Below are 24,126 nucleotides of genomic sequence, written 5' to 3'. Positions count from 1 at the left end.
ATTTTTTTATATAGTTATTAAATAAAAGTTCGTTCGGGGGTTATTTTAAGAAATAGTGAAATTTAATCGAAAAAGAGCGTCCTTGTTTTTGCAGCTTAAAATTATCATAAGCCAAATCGTTTGTTAAATTGTTACACTCTAACGAAACATTATATCTTCCTTCGTTCATAGAATACGAAACAGATGCATTTTGTATATATTGGTCAGGAATTATACTTTTTCCTTCTTTTGTACCATAGTTTTCCCAAGTAAGGTAATACCAGTGTGTATATTGCAAATCCCAATTAAATTGTAGATTATTTCCTTTTTTTATAAAGTCAGCTTTTCTATATCCTAAATTCGCATTACCAAACATCCACGGTCTATTAGGCAAATCATCTTTGTATGTTGCTGATATTGTTCCTGAATTTGATCCATTAGGATATTTCGTATTATCAATTGTGCTTTGATAAGTGAAATTTATTCCTGCGTTTATTTTATTCTGATAATTGTATTTGATATCTGCCTCAACTCCTTTGATAAGAACATTTGAGGTATTCTCGAATCTGCTTATCTGGCTATTAGACTGATAAACAACTGCGGAAATAAAGTCTTTAGCATTTCTTAAATATCCTCCGGTTTCAACAAAAAAGTGGTGATTTTCGGCTTCATTTTTCCAATAAGCGCCCACATTGTAATTGTTGCTATTTTCTGGATTAAGTCCCGGGTTGGCTACAACCGAGTATCCATTACCAAATACTTCATCTACTCTTTGTAAACGATATGCTTTTTCATAAGATGCTTTTACCCCTATAGATGGCGTTATTTTATAGCGCGAAGCAATTCCATATCCGGTGTAACCATTATTATCTTTAACCGTTTCACCCGCTCCACTTCCTGAATCAGTAATAGCAAAAGGCTGTTGCAACAGCATACCATAATATTTCCCGAAAAATGTGTTGGTCAGTTTTTCTTCCAGGAAATTCTGTTGATAGGATAATCCTATAATATTTTTTGTCAGTTTCCCCGGATTATGATCTTTGTCACTAATCAATTCGTTATAAGTATTATTTTCAACTTTATCTAAAGTATAATTAAGACTTAAAGAATTATTATCGTTTATTTTGTAACTAAGATTCGATCCTATAAAATATTTTGGACGTTGAATATTCCATTTAGTTGCAGGCCCTCCCATTTCTGAAGAAGTAGTCTGTACATAACTTCCATCCCAATAATATTTTCTAAATGCAGTATCTGTAACGGTATATTGATCGTCTGAATAGGAAGAAAAAAAGCTTAAATCAAGGTCTTTTGTGAACAGATTCTTTTTTAAATATCTTAGCGAAAATGAATATGCATCTCCACCTCTATGTACCTGACCGTATACTACATCTTGGTTAGTACCTGTTTGTATTCCTTTTTCTGTTGCCGAATAACTTCCTCCAATAAAAAACGTATCAGCCCATGATTTATTAACAAAACCCAGTTCCGCCTGCCCCATAGCCGCCTTATACTGATCATTGAATCTTTTAAAATCACCAGTAACAAAACGAGAATTATCCTGGTTAATCACTTCTATTACCTGTACATCTCTCATTTTATAATCATTATCAGAATAATTGAAGAAACCAGAAGCTTTAAAAGTTAGTCCTGATTTTTCATTACGAACCTGACCTGTCAATGATGCACTATGCGTATTAAAGGATCCGAAACTATACGACATATCAAAATAATCTGATATTTGATGATTCGTAATAATATTTACAGCACCACCAAGAGCATCAGAACCTAAGTTCACGGGAACTACTCCTTTATATACTTCAATTCTTTCAGATAAATTAACCGGTATATTGTTTAACGCCATTGAGCTTCCCATAATATCCAAAGGCACACCATCTATAAAAAACTTTACGGCACTACCGGAAAGACCATTGATAGAAAAATCAAAATCAGAACCCATACCTCCCTGTTCCCTAACTTTTACTCCAGTCGTTTTATTCAACACCTGGCTCAAATTAGATGTAATATTAGCCATTGATCTGGTATCAACTGCATTAACCTGAAAAGCAGATTCTTTAATTTTAGTTACTTTCGATAGTCCTTTAACCTGAACTTCATCTAACGCAGCCATATCTTCCTCAATAGTGAGAGTTGGAACTATTTGATCTGTTTCTTTTAAATTAATTTTTATTTGCTTTGATTTATATCCAACAGAAGTAATAGACAAAAGGTAAGTCGATGGTTCTGCTAAAATTTCGTATTCACCATTATCATTCGTTAATGTTGAATAAGCAGTACCCTTTAAAACTACAGAAACACCTGCTAAAGGCTGACCGCTGTTTTCTAAAATGACGCCGGTTAATTTTACTTTGTTATTCTGTGAAAAACCCTGAATTGAGGTTAAGATTACTAAGATTAAGATAAATATTCTATTTATTTTCATTACCTAAAGTTGAAATTAATTTGGCACAAAATTAACTTCTATATATGCACTTTGCAAGTTATTTTTAATTATTCTAAATAAGAATACTAATTAACTTTTTCATTGAGTTATCTTCAAAAAATGAAATGTATTTTAATATTAAATTAATTTTAGCTTAATATTTACTTAAAATTAAGTGTAAAAAGAGTTAAATATCCGCGAAGTATTTTGTAAAAAAACTTACAAATAAAGCAAAAAAAAGTCCTGTCTAATAAATAAACAGGACTTCAAAAAAGAGTATAAAAATTTACATTTTTGAAAACACAGACTTAATTTCTTCAATAATAATTTTAACGTCATTTTCGGTTGTGCGCCAGTTTACAAACGAAGCTCTGATTCCTTTACGTCCTTGATAAACTGTTGGCGTCATAAAAACTTTTCCACTATCATTTAAAAGAGTTAAAAACTTACTTACATTTTCCTGATTCTGATTACCTTTTAAAGTAAAACAAACATTATTTAATCGGATTGGTGCCAGAAGTTCAAAATTATCATCTTCTATAATTGCATTTGCAAAATGTAGTGCTAACGCTGCGCTATTTTCTATAATGTCCTGAAAACCTTCTTTTCCGTAAGCCAATAATGAGAACCAAACTGGTAAAGCACGCAAACGACGTGAGTTTTCCGGCAATACATTCAGATAATTAAAATTCTCTAATGGATTTCCTAAATAGGGTGCATTCGAATTTTGAAAAGTTTCTACCTGAAAACTCATATGCTTTTCATTAACTAAATAAAAAGCACTTTCATAAGGCACATTGAGCCATTTGTGGCAATCAATGGTGATACTATCAGCTCCTTCCCATCCTTTAACAAGATGTTTGAATTTATCTGATACTGCTGCAAATCCGCCAAAAGCAGCATCAATATGCCACCAGAAATGATATTTCTCTCTTAGTTTTGCAATGGCTTCAAAATCATCAAAATCTGCTGTATTAACTGTTCCTGCACTAGATATTAAGATAAAAGGTTTACCATTCAAACTTTGAATATTTTTTTCTAAATCGTCTATATCAATTGCTTCACGATTGCCTTCGATAGTTTTAATTGTCGTGTAATTATTACTTCCTATACCTAACATTGACAATGTTTTTATAGAAGAAGAATGCGGAGTTGCGGTTACTATATTGATGGTTTCAGATATTCCGTTTTTTGCAAAGTCTTTTCCTGATTGAGCACCAAACCATTGTCTTGCAACGCCTAAACAAGTAAAGTTTGACATTGTAGCTCCAGTTACAAATCCTCCAAAAAATGATTTTGGCAAGTTTAATAATTGCAATAACAAATTAATTGTCTCAAACTCTATCAAAGCCGAAGTTCCTCCCTGTGCTTTTACAGCTTGTGTATTTTGATCGTAAACTGTTGCCAGCCAATCGCCCACAATTGAAGCCGGAGTTGAGCCTCCTGTAACAAATCCTAAATATCTTGGTCCGGACGAAGCAACCATTAATGGCGCTAATCGTTCATTAAACTCTTTTAAAGTGGCTAAAGATCCTAAACCTAATTTATTTAAATTCCTTGTGGGATCAATTGAATTTTTATTTGAAGTTGGAATGTTTTCGAGATTGTTTAGAAAATCTATTCCTTGTTGTTTGGCCTCATTAAGTATATTTTCGAGATCATGAAGATCGTGCTGAAGTACTGAATTCATTTTATGCTATTTAATGTGCCTCATTGATTGCTTAAATTTAGTCCACAAATTGAACTGCTTAAGCAGATTGACACTGATTTTTAATTTATTTGATTTAGGATTGAGGTTTATTTGTAAAGTTTTTTACCACTTTGTCCTTTCAGAAAATCGAGAAACTAACATTGAAGAAATAACATCACCATTTGCATTTAATAAAGTGGCTATTGGGTCAACAAGAGTTCCCAGAATCATAGCTACCGGCAAAGCTTGTTCCATTGGTAATCCATAAACGGTGATTGCTAAAACTTCTCCTATATAACCTCCGTTTGGAATTCCGCCTTCTACAATTGAAACGATTACTGTAATTCCTAATGCTAAAAGTAGGGTTGACGGAGATGTAAAATCTTTCCCAAACATGGCAAAAAGAAAGGTGATTTTTAAGATGGATGACATACTTGAACCGTCTTTATGTAATGGGGCTCCTAACGGAATAACCAAATTGCGAACATGTTTAGGGATTCCCATTTTTTCGGCTGCTTCCAGATTTGCGGGAATTGTTGCGATACTTGAACATGTTCCAACTGCTGTTAATGACGGTGTAATATTATTGATCCAGAAAACTTTGAAAGCTCTTTTTCCTCCTGCTACAAAAGCGTACAAACTAAAGAATACAAAGAAATAAAAAACACAGGCTCCATAATAAACTCCTAATGGTTTGGCATAAATCCCGAATAATTGTGGCCCGAAAACACCGACCTGATAAGCAAAATAAGCACCTAAACCTAGTGGAGCTAATTTCATAATCATGTTTAAAAGCTGCTTCATTACTTCGTTTCCTGAATCCAGAAAACTTCTAAAAGCACTCCCTTTTTCTCCGGATTGTAAACTTGCAAAGCCTATAAGGAAAGAAAATATAATTAATGCCAGCATACTTTTCCGGGACAATAATTCGAAGAAATCATTTACGGTCAATAATTGTGCAATTTGATCGCCAATACTTCCCGATTGAATATTTTCTAAAGGAACTTTAGAAATGATTACGTTTTGATGAATTGGAAAAATATAAACAGCAACAATCATCACTATTCCCGAAATCAGAACCGTGCTTACAAATACGGTTATCATGATAATGAACAATTTTCCTAATTTTTCTGTCCTTTCTAAACTGGCAATTGAAGAAGCGATTGTAAAGAAAATAAGCGGAATAATAGCCGTGAAAAGTAAGTTTAAAAATATATCTCCAATAGGTTTTATAACGGCAACTTTCTCTTTAAAAATTAATCCAAATATACTTCCAACTGTAATCCCGCCCAGAAGCAGTAAAATACTGCTGTAACTTTTTAGAAAATTGATCTTTTTAACCTCCATAATTAGTCGTATATGATTTGGAATAGAAACGTGAAATAAGAATTAATTAAAGTAATCAAAAATAGAATGCTAAATTATTTTTTTAATGCCACAGATTTAAATGATTTTTTTAATCTGTGTTAATTTATGAGATCAGGAGTTAAAACGAAACATTAGGCACTTAATTAGCTATTTTTCTAAAACTAAAGTAGTAAAAGCCCTGTCGACTAATTCACCGGTTTTTGTTTTCACTTTCTCTGTCAACGTCTCTTTATGAATGATTGTAAAAGATGTTTTCTCCATTAATTTTTCAGCTTTTTGCGTGGTGTAAAGTTCAAATTCAAATTGCGTAAATGGCAATTGTTTCATGAAACTCTCTTCGGCAAAAGTGATGCACAGAATTCCTTTTGGCTGTAAAACCCTGTAAATTTCCCAAAGTAATTTTTCAGGTTCCTGCCAGAAATAAATGGTGTTTACTGTAAATACTTTATCGAAATATGCATCTTGAAACGGAATTATATCCCCATCATAAAGTGAAAAGAAAGCTTGCTTTTGAGATACATAATTTCGATTAATCTGACGCGCTTCCTGAAACATTAATTCAGACATTTCAAGTCCGTAGTATTTAATATTTTCAGCTTGTTGGAATATATATTCTACGTGTCCCGCGTTTCCATGTCCTAATTCTAAAATGGTATTTCCTGATATTATATTTAGATTTTGAATAGAATGAAGCGTCATGTTGATGTTGGTTTCATTCATCATATGACCCATTTCGGTTCCTTTTTGTCCCGTTGGATGTTTGAGCTGAGAAGCTATTGCTTGTAATTCTTCTTGTTTCATAATTTAAAATTAAATTCCAATTAAAAAATTCCAAATTCCAACTCACGAATACCTAATAGAGATCTTAATTTAACTCCTGATATCCTAGCCCAGATGGGAGCGGCATCCTTTTGTGGTGGGGTTCACCACAAAAGATATAGCGGACAGCTGGAAATAGCTCCTAAAAACTTTTATTCTCTTTATCATTAAAAAATTAAGCCCACACTTCATAATCTTAATTTTTTAATGGTGAAATAAAATCAAAAAAGATGGCTCGCAATCTGGCGAATATTCTCAGATTTTCCCATTGAATAATAATGCAAAACAGGAACTCCGGCAGCTTTTAATTCTAATGATTGCTGAATTGCCCATTCAATTCCCACTTGTTTAATCTCTGCGTTATTTTTGCATTTATCTACTGCATGAATTAAATCTTCCGGTAAATCAATGCGGAAAATCTGTGGTAGAACCTGTAAATGTCTTTGAACCGCGATTGGCTTAATTCCAGGGATAATAGGGATTGTAATGCCCATTTCTCTGGCTTTTTCTACAAAATTAAAATATTTTGAATTGTCAAAAAACATTTGTGTCACTACATAATCAGCTCCTGCATCTACTTTTTCTTTCAGCCTCTTTAAATCAGATTGCAATGATGGCGATTCTAAATGTTTCTCAGGATATCCGGCAACTCCAATACAAAAATCAGCTTTGTTGTCGATATCCATTACTTCATGAAGATATTTTCCCTGATTTAATAAATTAATTTGCTTCACCAAATCAATCGCATAATCATTTCCTCCGGCTTTCGGGATAAAATATTGTTCGTCTTTCATGGCATCACCACGCAAAGCCATAATATTGTCGATTCCAAGATAGTTACAATCTACCAAAAGATATTCAGTTTCTTCTTTTGTAAATCCTCCGCATAGTACGTGAGGAACAGTATCTACGTTGTATTTATGTTTTATAGAAGCGCAAATTCCAAGCGTTCCCGGACGCATACGAGTCAGTTTTTTATCTAAAAGTCCGTTGCCTTTATCAATATAAATGTACTCTTCGCGAGAAGTCGTTACATCAATAAACGGCGGATTAAACTCCATCAACGGATCAATATTATCGTATAATTCCTGAATGCTTTTCCCCTTTTGAGGCGGAATAATTTCAAATGAGAATAATGTATTTCCTTTGGCGTTTTCTATATGTTGTGTTACTTTCATGATCCTCCCCCGACCCCTCCAAAGGAGGGGAGAACTCGGGTAATTTTAATTGAACAATATTTTTTTATCTCTTTTTGGCCCTCCCCTTTGGGGAGGTTGGGTGGGGATTAGTCTGCTATATTAGGGTTTAACCATTTCATGGCGTAATCTGTTGGTACATTGCGTCGTTTGGCGTAATCTACCACCTGATCTTCTTTTATTTTTCCGAGTCCAAAGTATTTACTTTTTGGATTTCCAAAGTAATATCCAGAAACTGAAGAGGCCGGCCACATTGCCATACTTTCTGTTAAGGTTACTCCAATTTCTTCGTCTACGTTTAAGAGTTTCCAGATTGTTGGTTTCTCTAAATGATCCGGACAAGCAGGATATCCTGGCGCAGGACGAATTCCTTTGTAATTTTCTTCGATTAAATCTTCTGTCGAAAGCGATTCTTGCGGATCATAACCCCAGAATTCCTGACGTACTTTTTCGTGAAGATATTCGGCGAAAGCCTCTGCAAAACGATCGGCTAATGCTTTTACCATAATCGAATTATAATCATCCAAATCTTTCTCAAATTCGGCTGCCCATTCATCTACACCAAATCCAGTTGTTACACAAAAAGCTCCCATATAATCTGTAATACCAGAATCTTTTGGTAAGATAAAATCAGATAAAGCGATGTTTGGCGCTCCTTTTGTTTTTTGTGATTGCTGACGAAGTGTTAGGAATTTCTCCAAAACTTTTCCGTTTTCATCACGCAATTCAATATCATCGTCATCAATTTGATTTGCAGGGAAAATTCCGTAAATTCCTTTTGCAGACAGTTTTTTCTCTTCTAAAATTACTTTTAGCATTGCCTGAGCATCCGCAAAAAGAGAAGTCGCTTCTTCACCCACAACCTCATCTGTCAAAATCGCCGGATATTTCCCGAACAATTCCCAAGTTCTAAAAAATGGCGTCCAGTCGATATACGGAACCAAAATATCAAGATCAACTTCAACGATTTGTTTACCAATTACTTTTGGTTTGGTTGGTGTATATTCAGCCCAATCCAATTGTAATTTATTTTTACGTGCCTGTTCAATTGTCAGGAAGTTTTTGTCTCTTGAACGATTCAAAAACGTTTCCCTAAACGCATCATAATCAGCACGAATATCGCTTGCATATATTTTACGGTTATGATCTAAAAGGTTTCCTGCAACGGTAACGGCGCGCGAAGCATCGTTTACGTGAATTACAGTTTCTCTATATTGAGGCGCAATTTTCACGGCGGTATGCGCACGCGAAGTGGTTGCTCCACCAATCATAATTGGGATTTTAATTCCTTGTTTGTCTAATTCTTTTGCCAAATAGACCATTTCGTCAAGCGAAGGCGTAATCAATCCGCTTAGTCCAATTATGTCAACATTATGTTCTATCGCAGCGGCAATAATTTTTTCCGGAGGCACCATAACACCAAGATCAACAATCTCATAATTGTTACAAGCCAAAACCACCGAAACGATATTTTTACCAATATCGTGAACGTCGCCTTTTACAGTTGCCATCAAAATTTTTCCATTCCCCTGCTTGTCGCCGGCCTGTTTGCTGGCTTCAATGTAGGGCAACAAATAAGCAACGGCTTTTTTCATCACACGTGCCGATTTTACAACCTGAGGCAAGAACATTTTTCCGCTTCCAAATAAATCTCCTACCACGTTCATTCCCGTCATCAAATTGATTTCGATCACTTCAATAGGTTTTACAGCGGCCAAACGAGCTTCTTCAACATCTTCTTCAATAAAAGCATCAACTCCTTTTACCAACGAATGCGTAATACGTTCCTGAACCGTACCTAAACGCCATTCCTGAATCGCTTTTTCATCACTTTTTACCTCGCCTTTTACATTCTCCGCAAAATCCAAAAGTCGTTCAGTCGCATCATCACGTCTGTTAAGGATTACATCTTCTACATGTTCTAATAAATCTTTAGGGATATCATCATAAATCGAAAGCATTTCCGGATTCACGATTCCCATTGTCATTCCGTTCTGAATCGCATGGTATAAAAACACCGAGTGCATCGCTTCACGAACGTGATCATTTCCTCTAAAAGAAAACGAAACGTTACTTACTCCACCACTAATATGGGCATGTGGCAAGTTATCACGAACCCATTTTGTACCTCTAAAAAAGTCCAGAGCATTTAAGCGATGTTCTTCCATTCCGGTTGCAACTGGGAAAATATTCAAATCGAAAATAATATCCTGTGGAGGAAACCCAACTTTATCAACCAAAATATCATACGAACGCTGACAAATCTCTACTCGACGTTCAAAATTATCCGCCTGACCTACTTCGTCAAAAGCCATGATAATAGCCGCAGCTCCGTATCGTTTGATTAATTTGGCATGGTGAATAAAGGCTTCTTCACCTTCTTTCAACGAGATCGAGTTTACAACACTTTTTCCTTGTACTACTTTAAGACCTGCTTCGATGATTTCCCATTTCGAGCTGTCGATCATAATCGGCACTCTCGAAATATCCGGTTCTGATGCAATTAAATTCAAAAATTTTGTCATTGCCTGAACACCATCAAGCATTCCCTCATCCATATTAATATCGATGATCTGTGCTCCACCTTCTACTTGTTGCCTTGCAATATCAAGCGCCTCGTCATATTTCTCTTCCTTGATTAAGCGAAGGAATTTTCGCGAACCTGTTACATTCGTACGCTCGCCAATGTTTACAAAAACACTGTTTGGCGTAATAATCAACGGTTCTAATCCTGCTAATACAAGGTCTCTTCTGTTTTCTGCCATTTTTTCTAAGTTACTGAGTTCCTAATTTGTTTAGGTTCTGAGTTTTATATGTTATAAGGCTTTTAATACCTTTAATTTTTACAATCTTATTTTGGGCGTGTCCCTCCGGGTCGGGCTATCCGTTTCTAGTCCTCGCACTTCCTTCGTCAGGCTGTGGGCTATCCTCTTCTATCCCTCACGCAAACTCGGTTTCATAAGAAATTTTATGTTTTTCCCGAGATTTTAATTCTATTTTTATTGTGCTAGCGCGTGCTTCACGCTCGTGCAGATTCCAATTATAAAATTCTTACAATAATCTTTCTTTGCGTTCACGAGCTAGAAGCTCGCGCTAGCCGGAGTTCCTTCGGAACTTTTCTAAAAAGCGTTTGCTTCGAATTATTTTCCATGTATCATATAAAGAACTTTACCATTTTTTGCTGAGATTTTAATATCAAACACACCACCAAAACCAATTTTATTAAAAGTCCCTTCAATATGCCAAATAGAATCATTTTCAATTGTTACCGTATAAGGTCTTTGATCTTCTATTTGATCTTTACCATATGATTCAAACAAAATAGGCTCTGCTATTCCTACAGCTGTTTCCTCTTTTGTAACTAAACAATCTTCACATTTAATACTTTTCTCAAAAACTGTATCCGTTGTGTAATTACAACTAATTAACATTAAAACAAACACAAACAAAATTCTCTTCATTTTAAATTTTAAACTTCAAGAAGGTTATGCCAAGACTGGCGCAACTCTCGGCTTATAATCCTTCGCCACCTCAGCAATCAGTCGAATATGATCCGGAGTTGTTCCGCAACAACCGCCAATGATGTTGATTAAATTATCGTCTAAATATTCTTTGATGAAAGCCTGAGTTTGTTCGGGTGTTTCATCATATTGTCCGAATGCGTTTGGCAAACCTGCATTTGGATGCGCCGAAACGTTAAAACTAGTATTTTGTGATAATGTTTTAAGATATGGTTTCAACAAATCGGCTCCAAGAGCGCAATTGAAACCAACACTCAATAACGGAATGTGTGACACTGAAATCAGGAAAGCTTCTACCGTTTGCCCTGAAAGTGTTCTTCCTGAAGCATCGGTAATTGTTCCTGAAACCATGATTGGAATATCGATATTACGGTCGTCTTTTACTTCTTCAATTGCAAAAAGTGCTGCTTTTGCATTTAGTGTATCGAAAATAGTTTCTACCAAAAGTAAATCGCATCCGCCATCCATTAAAGCTTCTACTTGTTGTTTGTACGCAATACGCAAATCGTCAAACGTTACCGCTCTATAACCCGGATCGTTTACATCTGGCGACATACTTGCGGTTCTGTTTGTTGGCCCGATTGAACCCGCAACGAAACGTGGTTTGTCCGGATTTTTAGCGGTGAATTCATCGGCTACTTCTCTGGCAATTTTAGCCGATTCGTAGTTTAATTCATAAACCAAATCTTCCAGGAAATAGTCGGCCATACCGATCGTAGTTCCTGAAAAAGTATTGGTTTCTACGATGTCTGCACCAGCTTCATAATATGCGGCGTGGACATCGCGGATCGCTTGTGGTTGTGTTATGGATAGTAAATCGTTGTTTCCTTTTAAGGGATGTGGAAAATCTTTGAAACGCTCTCCACGAAAATCTTCTTCCGAGAAATTATAGCGCTGCAGCATTGTTCCCATTGCTCCATCAAGGATTAGGATATTTTTTTTTATTGCTTCCTGAATTGTTATTGCCATTTCTTTTGTCTTTTAGCTGCTAAGGTGCTGATGTACTAAGATGCTAAGTTTTTTATTCTATTATTAAAACATACCTAACAGGTTTTAAAAAGCTGTTAGTATATGCGTTTTGATTCCCATTAATTCCAAAAATTCACTATTATACGCTAACTAGCCCCGATGGAAGCAAATATCCTTTTATTCTGGGGTTCAGAATAAAAGATATTGTGTACAGCGGGAACGATGACAGCAAAAAATGCGTCAATGATTCGCTCATAATACTGAATTCAGTAAAATAATATTGTAGTTTGTCAGGAAGAGTTTTGGAAAATACTTTTATGTATTTGTGTTATCTATCTTATATACTATGAATTAGTATTAAGTAGAATGTAGCACCTTCTTTATGATAAAGGGTTGCTAAGGTTTCATTGGGTCTATCCCTCCGCCTTTCGTGATAACTTTCAATAATTTTAAGAACAGTGCAAATGTATGAAATGAACTTGCTATTTGCAAGTGTTTTTTTTTTAAGTTTCTGAGGTTCTGAGTTGCTAAGGTTTAAAGCTTAAAAAAAGAGAATAAGTTGCTAAGGGACCAAGATGCTGAGTTTAATGCTTTGTTTGAATTAAAAGCTCCAGCGGAGCGATATGATTTACAAAGATGATTTAGTGCTTAGGCTTTTGTTTTGTTCCTCTAAAATTAATAATCTCAATAATATTGGACTGATCATTAATTTTGTAGACTAAATAATTATTTTTATCTACAATCGCTTTAAATAAAGATTTGTTTTTTATCGATTTTGGAAATTGCCCTGGATTAATATTGATTTGACTGATAACTTGTTGAATTTTATTTTCTAAATTTAAAATTTCTTTCGCTGTCCATTCTGCTTCTAAGTAATCCATAACCTTATTAAAACCTTTTACAGCTTATGAAGTCCAAATAAATTTTAATGCCATTTTGTAAATCTTTTCATGACATCTTCATGACTTGTAAATTCACCTTTTTCAGCCTGATCTAGTCCAATATGAATTTCAGCTTTCTCCGAATCTGATAATTCATCAAACCAATCGCTTTGATTTGCTTTCAAAACCAATTCAAGTTTTTCTAAAATACGTTCATCCTCAACCTTAACCAATTCTTGAATAAACTGATATTTTCTCGTTTCTAAATTCATGATAATCAAAATTTATATAACCCAAAGGTACGTTTTTTTAGGTTCTGAGATGCTAATGTTCTAAGTTACTAAGCTTAAAAAAAGCCCAAACTTTAAAGTTTGAGCTTCTATATAAAATATTAGAATCTTAGTCCCTTAGAACCTTAGATTAAACTATCGCCTTAACAACTGCTTTTGGCGCTTCTTTACGAGTTCCGTCGAAACCGTCTACACCTGAAACTGTTGTGTATTTAAGGACGTATTTTTTACCGGGATTGATAATTCCGTATGCTGCCTGACACATTAAAGTTGCTTCATGGAATCCACAAAGGATTAATTTTAATTTTCCAGGATATGTATTGATGTCTCCAATGGCAAAAATTCCAGGAATGTTTGTTTGGTAATCTAATGCGTTGTTTACTTTGATTGCATTTTTTTCGATTTCTAATCCCCAGTCTCCAATTGGACCTAATTTAGGAGTCAATCCGAAAAGTGGAATAAAGAAATCTGTTTCGATTTTACGGTGTGCACCGTTTTCTTCAATATCTAATGACTCAACGTGTTCAGCACCATTGATTCCGATTACTTCTGCCGGAGTAATCATTTTTATTTTTCCGGATGTTTTTAATTCCTGTACTTTTTCTACAGAATCAAGAGCTCCTCTAAATTCGTTTCTACGGTGAATTAAAGTTACTTCTGATGCTACATTTGCAAGGAAAATACTCCAGTCTAAAGCTGAATCTCCTCCTCCTGCAATTACAACTCTTTTATCTCTGAATTTCTCCGGATTTTTGATGAAATATTTTACTCCTTTATCTTCATAAAAGTCGATATCTTCAATAAGTGGTTTGCGTGGCTCAAAACTTCCTAAACCTCCTGCAATAGCAATTACCGGTGCGTGAAATTTTGTTCCTTTATTTGAGGTTACAATAAAACTTCCGTCTTCTTGCTTGTCGATCGTTTCAGCACGTTCACCTAATGTATAACCTGGCTCAAATTGTTTAATTTGCTCTTGCAGGTTATCAATTAAATCTCCTGCTAAAACTTCCGGGAAACCAGGAATATCATAAATAGGTTTTTTGGGGTATAACTCTGAAAGTTGCCCTCCTGCTTGTGGTAAAGCATCTAGGATATGACATTTTAATTTTAATAATCCTGCCTCAAAAACGGCAAATAAACCTGTTGGTCCTGCTCCAATTATCAGTATATCTGTTTTAATCATTATGTTGTTGTTTATAATCATTCTTAATAATGCAAAGAAACGAATAATATCTTCTAATATCAAATGATTTTTATCATCGTTTTCTTTGTGAATCTTTTTTCATCGGGTTAAAACCAGACGCTATAATATGAACCTTTCCTCCGAAATCATCAGATTAAAACCTAACGATACAATATAAATCGTTCCTCCTCCATCGGGTTGAAACCCGACGCTACAATATGAAACGTTCCTCCGGAACTCTTACTATTCTTTATTTTTTAATGAAGAGGTAATTTCGTTCATTCTTTTAACCTTTTCTTCAAAATCACCTTTTAAGGTTTTCCGGTATTCATTTAGGTTTTCGACCATTTGGTTGATATCTTCCGGAATAACTTCTTCGAAAAACTCTCTTAATCTTTTAGCCGTTGTTGGTGATTTTCCGTTGGTCGAAATGGCGATTTTCACATTTCCTTTTGTTACGATTCCGCCTAAATAATAGTCACATAAATCTGGCGTATCGGCAATATTGCAAATCAAATAACGCTTTCTGGACAAATCATATACCCTTTTATTGACTTTTAAATCATCGGTACAAGCAATTACCATATGTCGTTTTTTGAGCATTTTCTTTTTGAACTTTGCTTCGGTCAATTTAATTGAAGGATGATTTTCAGCTAAAACCTTAATTTCTAAGTGAAAATCCGGTGCCACAACCTCAACATTTGCATTTGGACTTGACTTTAGTAAAAAAGAGAGCTTTTCTAATCCAACATTTCCTCCTCCAACAATTAAAACATTCAAATTGTGAAGTTTTAGAAATATTGGATATAATTCATTTTGTTCCATTTTAATTTATTTTCATCTAAACAAAATTAGATGATTTATTTTTAACAACATTAAAATATGTCATGTGTCATCGGGTTGAAACGATTTTATATGCTATAGGTAAATCGGATTGAAACCTGACGTTATTACCATGCGTTCATCGGGTTGAAACCCGACGCTACAATATTGTTCATCCCTCCGGGATTTTATCTGTCGATTTCTTTTGATAGAAATTCTTCGTAAAAGCCTTTTAATTTATTGCTTGCTTTTACAACTTCTCCGAGAACAATAATTGCCGGTGAACTCAATTTTTGCTGTTTTACAATCTCTAAAATCGAATCTACTGTTCCAACACCTAATTTTTCTTGAGATGTTGTTCCATTTTGAATGATCGCTACGGGCAAATTGCCTTTATTTTCTTTTTGAAACAAATCAATAATCTGAGGCAATTTGTGCATTCCCATCAAAATTACCACTGTTGCAGATGATTGTGCTGCCAAAGCTACATCTGAAGATAATTTTCTATCAGAAGTTGTTCCTGTAATTGCCCAAAAACTTTCTGAAACACCTCTTTTTGTAATCGAAATTCCCTGACTTGCAGGAACTGCCACTACCGAAGATATTCCGGGAATTACAACTGTTTCAATTCCGAAGCTTTCTGCAAATTCTATTTCTTCGCTTCCACGACCAAAAATAAATGGATCTCCTCCTTTTAAACGCACGACATTTCCATACGTTAATGCATTATCAACAATCAATTGATTGATTTGATCTTGCGTATAAGCGTGGTTTCCTATCTTTTTTCCAACAAAAATTTTGATGGAATTTTTAGGAGCGTGTGCTAATATTTCGTCATTGGCTAAGGCATCGTACAAAACCACATTTGCTTCAGCTAGTGCTTTTACGGCTTTGAGCGTAAGCAAATCCGGATCGCCGGGACCTGCACCAACTAAAGTTACTTTTGGTTTGATATTAAGCATTTGCTAATTCTTGAGCTCTGTATTTTTCTATAATTGCAAAAAATGCAATTCCTTCTTCAATATATTGTTTTGCAAACGCTTCACTTGGTTCATTTTGATTGATTTGATAAACCAATTCTCTGAATGTTGTTGGCAATCCAATTTTATCGGTTGCAATAAAAACAGTATCAAATAAATCTACAATTCCAGCGTGATTGTTTGTTTTTTCGTTTTCTGAAAGTAATAATGCTTTGGCACCATTTACAAATCCTGCATAAGCATGGTAAATAGCATCTGACCATTTTCCTTCGTCAAATGATTCTTGTGCGAATGTCAATTTATCTTTGGCTTCTAATAATAAAGTAGCTACTAAATCGATCACAACTCCGGCACATTCTCCTACGCCAACTGCTTTTACGTAGTTATCTGCGTTACCCCAGTCTACAAAATCAGCTTCGGTTAAATTGGTTACGTCTGCGAAAGGTTTTAAAATTTCATAGAAATATTTTTCTCCTTTAAAATCATAATAATTAAGGAATTTTTCTCCGTTTGCATTTTTGTCAAAATCATTTAAGATGGTACGCAATGCATCTGGTCCTCTACGGCTTGGAATTTTAATTACTTTGTCAGCAAAACGTCCTGAACCGTTTCCTAATCTTCCTCCACCTAATAAAACCTGCAATGCCGGAGCGACTAATTTTCCTGAATTGATTGACATTCCCTGAAAACCAATTGCTGACATATTGTGTTGACCGCAAGCATTCATACAACCAGAAATTTTAATTTCAATTTCATGATTGTTTAAGTACTGAGGATATTCTGCATTTAGAACTTTTTCTAATTCTTCTGCAATACCGGTACTACTTGCAATCCCCAAATTACAAGTATCTGTACCGGGACATGCCGTAATATCTGCTGTAGAATTATATCCTAAATCTACAAATCCTAATCTGGCTAATTCCTGATAAAAGAAAGGCAAATTAGCTTCTTTTACGTGACGAATTACAATATTTTGACGCAATGAAAAACGTAATTCGTTTGCTGCGTAATTTTTAATTAAAGCGGCTAATAATCTGGCTTTATCGGTATAAAAATCTCCTAATAAAACTTTGATTCCAATCGCGTAATAACCTGCTTGTTTCTGAGCAATTACATTCGATTTTTTCCAGGCTTCATAAGCTGCAGTATCCTCAATTGTAACTTGTGGCGCTTGTAATAATGGTTCCGGAATTGGTCCCTCAAAAGCAGTTGTATCAATTTCGTAGGTTTCAAAAGCGATGGCTTTTTTCTCTTTTTCAACCAAATCAAGAAAAACATCTCTTCCCATTTCTTTGATTAAGAATTTCATACGGGCTTTCATTCTTTTTGCACGTTCACCGTAACGGTCAAAGATACGGATGATCCCTTCTGCTGTGGGGATGATTTCGTTTGCGGGCACAAATTCTGAAAGTAATTCAGCATGCGCCGGCTGAGATCCTAAACCTCCACCAAACATGATTTTGAAACCACGAACGCCATCTACAATTTTCGGAATAAATCCTAAATCGTGCAAATAACTCAAAGCCGTATCTTCATCAGATGATGAGAACGAAATTTTGAATTTACGCCCCATTTCCTGACAAATTGGGTTTCTTAATAAGTATTGAAATAAAGCGTGTGCATAAGGCGAAACATCAAATGGTTCATTTACATCTACACCTGCCAATTCGCTTCCTGTAATGTTTCTTACCGTGTTTCCACAAGCTTCACGCAAAGTAACATCGTCTTTTGCTAAATTTGCCCAAAGCTCAGGAGTTCTGTCTAAACTTACATAGTGAATCTGAATGTCCTGACGCGTTGTAATGTGCAAACGTCCTGTAGAATATTCATCAGAAACTTTAGTAATACGCACCAATTGTTCGCTGGTTACTTTACCGTAAGGCAACTTAATACGAATCATTTGAACGCCTTCCTGACGTTGTCCGTAAATTCCACGCGCTAAACGAAGACTACGAAAACGCTCATCATCAATTTTTCCTCCACGGAATAAATGAATCTTTTTTTCTAAATCGATGATCTCTTTCTGAACTATCGGATTTTCTATTTCTGTTCTAAAACTTTCCATTTTATTTTCTTGCTTTCCCCTCCCCAACCCTCCCCAAAGGGGAAGGAGTAAAAAACTGGAGAATTAATATATTTTTTCTTTACATCTAAGCATTCCCCCTTCGGGGGCTAGGGAGATTTATCGAATAAATCCTACTCCTGCTGTGGTATTGGTTGCTGTATCAATTAAGATAAAAGCGCCGTTTGATTTATTATCATTATAGGCATCAAAATATAAAGGTTTGCTTAATTTGATGCTTACTTCTCCAATTTCGTTTATGGCTAATTGAGATGCTTCTTTTGTTCCTGAATAATCTGTTGAGATGGTATTTTTGATACTTTCTACTTTTGCCAAAACTGAGTTTGTATTGTGCTGTACAATATATTTTGTTCCTGCAACCAGTTTTTTACTGTCCATCCAGCAAACAGTTGTGGTGATTTCTTTTTCAATTTTTGGAAGTTCTGATGATTTTACAATCATATCACCTCTTGTAACATTAATGTCATTTTCTAATTCAATAGTAATCGAAGAACCTGCAACGGCTTCATCAAATGTTTTATCAAAAAAGTGAATTTTAGATACTTTTGATTCTGTTAAAGAAGGAAGAACCGTAACGGCATCTCCAACTTTAATTGAGTTTCCGTATAATTTTCCGGCATAACCTCTAAAATCATGATATTCTTCTGTCTTTGGACGAATAACCGTCTGAACCGGGAAACGCGCTTTTCCAGTTTCAAAAACATCTGAAGAATGTAATCCTTCTAAATGTTCCAATACCGTTTGACCAGTGTACCAAGGCATATCTTTAGACTGATCGACTACGTTTCCGCCATTGATAGCACTTAACGGAATGTAACTTACGTTTTGTTCCTTGAATGTGCTTTTAGCATTTAATGCCTGAAAATCGGCTTTGATTTTGTTGTAAACTTCTTCAGAATAATCAACTAAATCCATTTTGTTAATCGCAACAATTACTTCTTTTACTCGCAATAGATTATTGATAAAAAAGTGACGGTATGTTTGCTCAATTACCCCTTTTCTTGCATCAATTAAAATGATAGAAACCTGAGAAGTTGAAGCTCCTGTAACCATGTTTCTCGTATATTCTACGTGACCCGGAGTATCGGCAATAATGTAACTTTTCTTTGCTGTCGAAAAATAAATATGCGCAACGTCAATCGTAATTCCTTGTTCTCTTTCTGCTACTAATCCGTCAGTTGCCAAAGAAAAATCAAGATAATCGTATCCTTTTTGTTTACTGCTTTTTTCGATTGCTTCTATTTTGTCTGTAGTCAACGATTTTGTATCATACAATAATCTCCCGATCAAAGTACTTTTTCCGTCATCTACACTTCCTGCTGTTGCTATTTTTAAAACTTCCATTTCTATATTTTGTTTCAAGTTTAATTTTGTTTCAAGTTTCAAGTTTTGAAAAACTTTGTCTAAAATTTAAACCTGTATGTTTTTTTGTTTTTGAATTTACTGTAGAATACTTCTAACTTCTTTCGTCTTTCTTCTAACTTCTTTCTTAAAAATATCCTTGTTGTTTTCTCTTTTCCATTGCGGCTTCAGAACGTTTGTCGTCGATTCTGGCGCCTCTTTCAGAAATAGTTGATGTTCTGATTTCTCCAACAACTTCCTTGATTGTTGCTGCATAAGAATCAACTGCAGCGGTACAAGTCATATCTCCAACGGTTCTGAAGCGAACAATTCTTTCTTCGATTTGTTCGTCTTCTTCCTGGTACACAAAAGGAGAATGCGACCAGATTAAACCGTCTCTCAAAAAAACTTTTCTTTTATGTGAAAAATAGATAGATGGAATTTCGATGTGTTCTTTTTCGATATAACTCCAAACATCTAGTTCTGTCCAGTTTGAAATTGGGAAAACACGAACGTTTTGACCATTTTCAATCTTTCCGTTCAAAATATCAAACAATTCCGGACGTTGATTTTTTTCATCCCACTGACCGAAATCATCACGAACTGAAAAAATACGTTCCTTTGCTCTTGCTTTTTCTTCATCACGACGAGCACCACCAATACAAGCATCAAACTTAAATTCTTCGATAGCATCTAAAAGTGTTGTGGTCTGTAAGCTGTTTCTACTAGAATATTTCCCGGTTTCTTCCACAACTTTTCCTTCATCAATCGCATCCTGAACATTACGAACGATTAACTCTAAACCTAATTCTTCTACCAATTTATCTCTGAAAGCAATAGTTTCAGGGAAATTGTGTCCCGTATCAACATGCAAAAGAGGAAACGGAATTTTTGCCGGAAAAAATGCTTTTTGTGCTAAACGCACTAATGTTATAGAATCTTTTCCTCCAGAAAAAAGTAAAACCGGTTTGTCAAACTGTGAAATTACTTCTCTGAAAATGTATATCGCTTCACTCTCTAAAGCGTTTGTTTTTAATACTGAACTCATTTTTGTTTTTTGTTTCAAGTTTTAAGTTTCAGGTTACAAGTTTTGTGGTGACCTAAAATTTTCAACTATTGTTTTATTCTTTTTTGTTTATTCTTTTTTGAATCTCCATCGGGTTGAAGACCGACGCAATGATTTAAATCTCCATCGGGTTGAAACCCGACGCTACAATATGAATCGTTCCTCCGGAACTTTAAATACATATTCTTGATCTTACTCTTTATATTCTATTCTCTTTTATCTTGACTCTTTCCTCTTGACTCTCTACTCTTTCTTCGCTCCATGCAACCCACATTCCTTATGGCTCGATTCCCACCACCATCTTCCGGCTCTGATATCTTCGCCCGGAAATATTGCTCTGGTACATGGCGCACAACCTATACTTACGAAGCCTTGTTTGTGTAGAGCATTTTGCGGAACATTGTTTTCTTGTAAATAGGTTTCAACTTCTTCTAAAGTCCATTTTAATAACGGATTGAACTTGATGATTTCGAAACCTCCGTCGTATTCAAACAATTGCAAGTCATTTCTGTTCTCAGATTGTTCGGCTCTTAAACCTGTAATCCAAACTGAATTTCCTGCCAGAGCTTTTCGTAAGGGAATTACTTTTCGAATAAAACAGCATTCTTTTCTGTTTTCTACCGAATCATAAAAGCTGTTTGGTCCTTTTTGTTTCAGTAAACTTTCTACCGCTGTTGCTTCAGGGAAATAGACTTCAATTTGTTTTTTATACTTTTTTAAGGTCTTATGAAAAACATCATAAGTCTCTTGAAATAATCTTCCGGTATCTAAAGTAAAAATGGTAATATCCTGATTACTTTTGGCAATAAAATCTGTAATTACCTGATCTTCCTGACCAAAAGAAGTCGAAAATATTACTTTTCCCGGATATTGACTGGCTAAAAAAGCTAAAGTTTCGTCAAGCGAAAAATCCTTTGTTATGTCTAATAATACTGTTATATCTTTTGCATTCATGTTATTCTCTTCCTAAAAATCTATTACAATAATTTAGATAATGTTTTTAAACTCAATAATATAATTAAAATTCCAACGGCAATCATCATAGGCGTCCTTTGAATTTTGTTTACCAAATATGCCCCGACCGGCGCTGCAATTACTCCTCCTACAATTAAACCTATAATTACCTGCCAACCGTGAATTCCTCCGAAAAGCATAAAAGTGATACCGCTTGCAAATGAAACAGCAAACTCGGCAGCATTTACAGAACCTATTGTATATCTTGGATTTCTTCCTCTTCCTAATAATGTAGAAGTTACAATTGGTCCCCAGCCACCACCACCAACGGCATCCATAAAGCCTCCAAAAGTCGCCAGAATTCCTAATTTTTTAGTTTTCTTTTTTACGATTGTTTTTTTCAGTGCTTTTCTGATAATTATAATTGCCAAAATAATCATGTAAACAGCAATAAATGGTTTTATAACATCTCCACTAATAACATCAGATAATAAATAAGCTCCTATGATTGAACCCAAAACTCCCGGAATTAGTAAATTTTTTACGAGTTTTTTATTGATATTCCCAAATCGATGATGCGAAATTGCCGATGCTCCCGTAGTAAACATTTCTGCAACGTGAACTCCTGTACTGCTAATAACTGGCGGAACTCCGTAAGCTAATAAAAACGAAGTTGAAGTAGCTCCGTAACCCATTCCTAAGGTACCGTCAACTAATTGTGCAAAAACACCTATAAGGAAAAAGGCTAAAAAATCCTCATTGAAACCTTCAACAAGTCCGTTCCAGGAAAAATCAGCATAATGGTTGTATATTAACACCGTCAACAAACCCACTAATAAAACAACAGGTATTGCGACCCATAATTTTTCTTTTAGTGCTGTATCAGACTTAAAATCACCACTATTTATTTTTAATTCCTTCTCCATATTGTAATGTTTCTTCTCTTTTTAACTATTACCCTATCGGCTTAATAGATTACTATGCAAAATTACTACTTATTTCTAAATATCAAAGTAATATTTATTTTTTTTACATCTCTATTGCTCTTTCATTTAACTTGAAAAGCACTTTAAGGAATTTCACAAATTAACAGAATAAGTTAAAACACATAAATACCTATAAAACAACAACATATAAATTTAATTATCTTGATTACCAAAATACTCTTTTAATGTCTACCACATCCATAGGATAATTATAAAATTGTTGTTATTTTTACCGTAAATATTTATACATGGATTTTCAAATAGGTCTTGTAATTGCGGGTCTGCTCGTAGGTTTCATAGTAGGTTTGACAGGTGTTGGAGGTGGTTCCTTGATGACTCCAATTTTATTATATTTTGGAATTCCGCCAACAACAGCAGTAGGAACAGACTTATTATATGCTGCGTTTACTAAAATGGGAGGCGTATTTGTACATCATAAAAAAGGCAATATCAATTGGCAAATTACAGGCTGGCTCACTTTAGGAAGTGTTCCCGCAGCTTTATTGACTTTATGGATCTTGAATAGTATTAAAACCGATATTTCGACTATAAATGCTGTGATAAAATACAGTTTGGGATGGGCATTGCTTTTTACCTCGATTGCCATTTTATTTAAAAAGAAATTATTAGTTCTTTCTCAAAAACATGCCGGAGATCGATTTCATAGTGAGAGCCACACTCAAAATATGTTAACTATAGGAATTGGTGTATTATTAGGGGCAACTGTAACATTGACTTCTATTGGTGCAGGTGCATTAGGAACGGTTACATTGTTTTTCCTGTATCCTCTTTTGCCAACGCCTCGGTTGGTAGGAACTGAGATTGCTCACGCCGTTCCGCTAACTCTTGTTGCCGGAATAGGACATGCCTCGATGGGAAATCTTGATTTAGTTTTACTGGGGCAATTATTAATGGGATCGCTTCCGGGGATTTTTATAGGAAGTATGTTAAGCGGAAAAGTTCCTGATTTATTTCTTAGAAACGCTATTGCAATAATGCTGTTTATAGCGGGATATAAATTGATATTTTAATTCTTTTCACTATATAAGTAATATAAGTTCATTTAATAAAAACTTACATCTATTTTAAATCAGCACTTATAATAACTTATATGGTTTAAAATTAAAATGCAATATCTGCAAGAGAATTACTTTCTAATATTTTAAGAGTATTATCTCTAACTTCCATCATTAAACGTCTTGCTGCGCAGGTGGTTTCATCATCGCAATCATCACATCTTTCATAGAAATTATGACTTGCACAAGGCAATAATGCAATTGGACCTTCAAGAATTCGATATACTTTTGCCATACTGATATCTTTTGGATCTTTTATCAGATAATAACCGCCGCCTTTTCCTTTTTTTGCGCCAAGAAAACCTGAATTCCTAAGTAACAGCAAAATACTCTCTAAAAATTTAATTGAAATATGTTCACTTTTCGCAATTTCAGCAATTTGTACTGGTTCGTTATTATCACGTCTCGCTAAATAGGTTAAAGCTTTAATTCCGTATTTTGTTTTCTTTGAAAGCACTTATATATATTTTAGATTTAGA

Annotated in this window: 20 protein-coding genes and 1 riboswitch; of the genes, 1 reads left to right on the top strand and 19 read right to left on the bottom strand. The window is 34.8% G+C overall.

Going from position 1 to position 24,126, the window contains the following annotated elements; all coding sequences use genetic code 11:
- Nucleotides 1-40 precede the first annotated feature (40 nt).
- From ACHRVX_RS10470 to ACHRVX_RS10385, 18 genes are all read right to left on the bottom strand, one after another.
- The gene (locus ACHRVX_RS10470; RefSeq protein ID WP_395331933.1) at nucleotides 41-2,422 is read right to left on the bottom strand and encodes a TonB-dependent receptor domain-containing protein; all 2,382 of its coding nucleotides are present in this window, start codon (nucleotides 2,420-2,422) and stop codon (nucleotides 41-43) included.
- Between the two features lie 286 nt (nucleotides 2,423-2,708).
- Nucleotides 2,709-4,112: a pyridoxal phosphate-dependent decarboxylase family protein gene (locus ACHRVX_RS10465; protein WP_395331931.1), complete on the bottom strand. Its 1,404-nt coding sequence runs from the start codon at nucleotides 4,110-4,112 to the stop codon at nucleotides 2,709-2,711.
- A 123-nt stretch (nucleotides 4,113-4,235) separates the two neighbouring features.
- Entirely contained in the window at nucleotides 4,236-5,459 is a 1,224-nt protein-coding gene (locus tag ACHRVX_RS10460) for a dicarboxylate/amino acid:cation symporter (RefSeq protein ID WP_395331929.1), read from the bottom strand.
- A gap of 168 nt (nucleotides 5,460-5,627) precedes the next feature.
- Complete coding sequence (locus ACHRVX_RS10455) at nucleotides 5,628-6,281, bottom strand: class I SAM-dependent methyltransferase (RefSeq protein ID WP_395331927.1); 654 nt, start codon at nucleotides 6,279-6,281, stop codon at nucleotides 5,628-5,630.
- Nucleotides 6,282-6,520: 239 nt separating this feature from the next.
- Nucleotides 6,521-7,477 (bottom strand): methylenetetrahydrofolate reductase [NAD(P)H], encoded by a 957-nt coding sequence (metF, locus tag ACHRVX_RS10450; protein ID WP_395331925.1) that lies wholly within the window; start codon nucleotides 7,475-7,477, stop codon nucleotides 6,521-6,523.
- 107 nt (nucleotides 7,478-7,584) lie between these two features.
- The gene (gene metH / locus ACHRVX_RS10445) at nucleotides 7,585-10,260 is read right to left on the bottom strand and encodes a methionine synthase (RefSeq protein WP_395331923.1); all 2,676 of its coding nucleotides are present in this window, start codon (nucleotides 10,258-10,260) and stop codon (nucleotides 7,585-7,587) included.
- Nucleotides 10,261-10,635: 375 nt separating this feature from the next.
- The gene (locus ACHRVX_RS10440) at nucleotides 10,636-10,956 is read right to left on the bottom strand and encodes an NTF2 fold immunity protein (protein ID WP_395331921.1); all 321 of its coding nucleotides are present in this window, start codon (nucleotides 10,954-10,956) and stop codon (nucleotides 10,636-10,638) included.
- 24 nt (nucleotides 10,957-10,980) lie between these two features.
- The gene (locus tag ACHRVX_RS10435; protein ID WP_395331919.1) at nucleotides 10,981-11,985 is read right to left on the bottom strand and encodes a homocysteine S-methyltransferase family protein; all 1,005 of its coding nucleotides are present in this window, start codon (nucleotides 11,983-11,985) and stop codon (nucleotides 10,981-10,983) included.
- Nucleotides 11,986-12,310: 325 nt separating this feature from the next.
- Nucleotides 12,311-12,425, bottom strand: a riboswitch (SAM riboswitch).
- 201 nt (nucleotides 12,426-12,626) lie between these two features.
- Nucleotides 12,627-12,866 carry a type II toxin-antitoxin system RelE/ParE family toxin gene (locus ACHRVX_RS10430; protein ID WP_395331917.1) on the bottom strand — a complete coding sequence of 80 codons (240 nt, stop codon included), beginning with the start codon at nucleotides 12,864-12,866 and terminating at the stop codon, nucleotides 12,627-12,629.
- A gap of 44 nt (nucleotides 12,867-12,910) precedes the next feature.
- Entirely contained in the window at nucleotides 12,911-13,138 is a 228-nt protein-coding gene (locus ACHRVX_RS10425) for a hypothetical protein (protein WP_395331915.1), read from the bottom strand.
- Between the two features lie 148 nt (nucleotides 13,139-13,286).
- The gene (locus tag ACHRVX_RS10420) at nucleotides 13,287-14,339 is read right to left on the bottom strand and encodes an NAD(P)/FAD-dependent oxidoreductase (RefSeq protein ID WP_395331913.1); all 1,053 of its coding nucleotides are present in this window, start codon (nucleotides 14,337-14,339) and stop codon (nucleotides 13,287-13,289) included.
- A gap of 243 nt (nucleotides 14,340-14,582) precedes the next feature.
- Nucleotides 14,583-15,164: a bifunctional precorrin-2 dehydrogenase/sirohydrochlorin ferrochelatase gene (locus ACHRVX_RS10415; RefSeq protein WP_194658110.1), complete on the bottom strand. Its 582-nt coding sequence runs from the start codon at nucleotides 15,162-15,164 to the stop codon at nucleotides 14,583-14,585.
- 185 nt (nucleotides 15,165-15,349) lie between these two features.
- The gene (gene cobA / locus ACHRVX_RS10410; protein WP_395331910.1) at nucleotides 15,350-16,123 is read right to left on the bottom strand and encodes a uroporphyrinogen-III C-methyltransferase; all 774 of its coding nucleotides are present in this window, start codon (nucleotides 16,121-16,123) and stop codon (nucleotides 15,350-15,352) included.
- Complete coding sequence (locus ACHRVX_RS10405; protein ID WP_395331908.1) at nucleotides 16,116-18,206, bottom strand: nitrite reductase; 2,091 nt, start codon at nucleotides 18,204-18,206, stop codon at nucleotides 16,116-16,118. The genes cobA and ACHRVX_RS10405 overlap by 8 nt, the downstream gene beginning before the upstream one ends.
- A 117-nt stretch (nucleotides 18,207-18,323) precedes the next feature.
- On the bottom strand, nucleotides 18,324-19,568 hold the full coding sequence (locus tag ACHRVX_RS10400) for a sulfate adenylyltransferase subunit 1 (RefSeq protein WP_395332884.1): 1,245 nt from the start codon (nucleotides 19,566-19,568) through the stop codon (nucleotides 18,324-18,326).
- 145 nt (nucleotides 19,569-19,713) lie between these two features.
- Nucleotides 19,714-20,613: a sulfate adenylyltransferase subunit CysD gene (cysD, locus tag ACHRVX_RS10395; RefSeq protein WP_395331906.1), complete on the bottom strand. Its 900-nt coding sequence runs from the start codon at nucleotides 20,611-20,613 to the stop codon at nucleotides 19,714-19,716.
- A 261-nt stretch (nucleotides 20,614-20,874) separates the two neighbouring features.
- Nucleotides 20,875-21,585 carry a phosphoadenylyl-sulfate reductase gene (locus ACHRVX_RS10390; RefSeq protein ID WP_395331904.1) on the bottom strand — a complete coding sequence of 237 codons (711 nt, stop codon included), beginning with the start codon at nucleotides 21,583-21,585 and terminating at the stop codon, nucleotides 20,875-20,877.
- Nucleotides 21,586-21,608: 23 nt separating this feature from the next.
- The gene (locus ACHRVX_RS10385; RefSeq protein WP_395331902.1) at nucleotides 21,609-22,511 is read right to left on the bottom strand and encodes a sulfite exporter TauE/SafE family protein; all 903 of its coding nucleotides are present in this window, start codon (nucleotides 22,509-22,511) and stop codon (nucleotides 21,609-21,611) included.
- 308 nt (nucleotides 22,512-22,819) lie between these two features.
- Between ACHRVX_RS10385 and ACHRVX_RS10380 the strand changes: the two genes are divergently transcribed.
- A complete protein-coding gene (locus ACHRVX_RS10380) occupies nucleotides 22,820-23,602 on the top strand; it encodes a sulfite exporter TauE/SafE family protein (protein WP_395331900.1) in 783 nt (260 codons plus the stop codon).
- Nucleotides 23,603-23,693: 91 nt separating this feature from the next.
- Here ACHRVX_RS10380 and ACHRVX_RS10375 read toward each other — a convergent pair whose 3' ends face one another.
- A complete protein-coding gene (locus ACHRVX_RS10375; protein ID WP_056244942.1) occupies nucleotides 23,694-24,104 on the bottom strand; it encodes an Rrf2 family transcriptional regulator in 411 nt (136 codons plus the stop codon).
- Between the last annotated feature and the right edge of the window lie 22 nt (nucleotides 24,105-24,126).

Source organism: Flavobacterium sp. FlaQc-47 (assembly GCF_044006475.1).
Classification (GTDB): Bacteria; Bacteroidota; Bacteroidia; order Flavobacteriales; family Flavobacteriaceae; genus Flavobacterium.
Note: the sequence above shows the minus strand (reverse complement) of the source record. Positions and strands in the feature narration are given on the sequence as shown.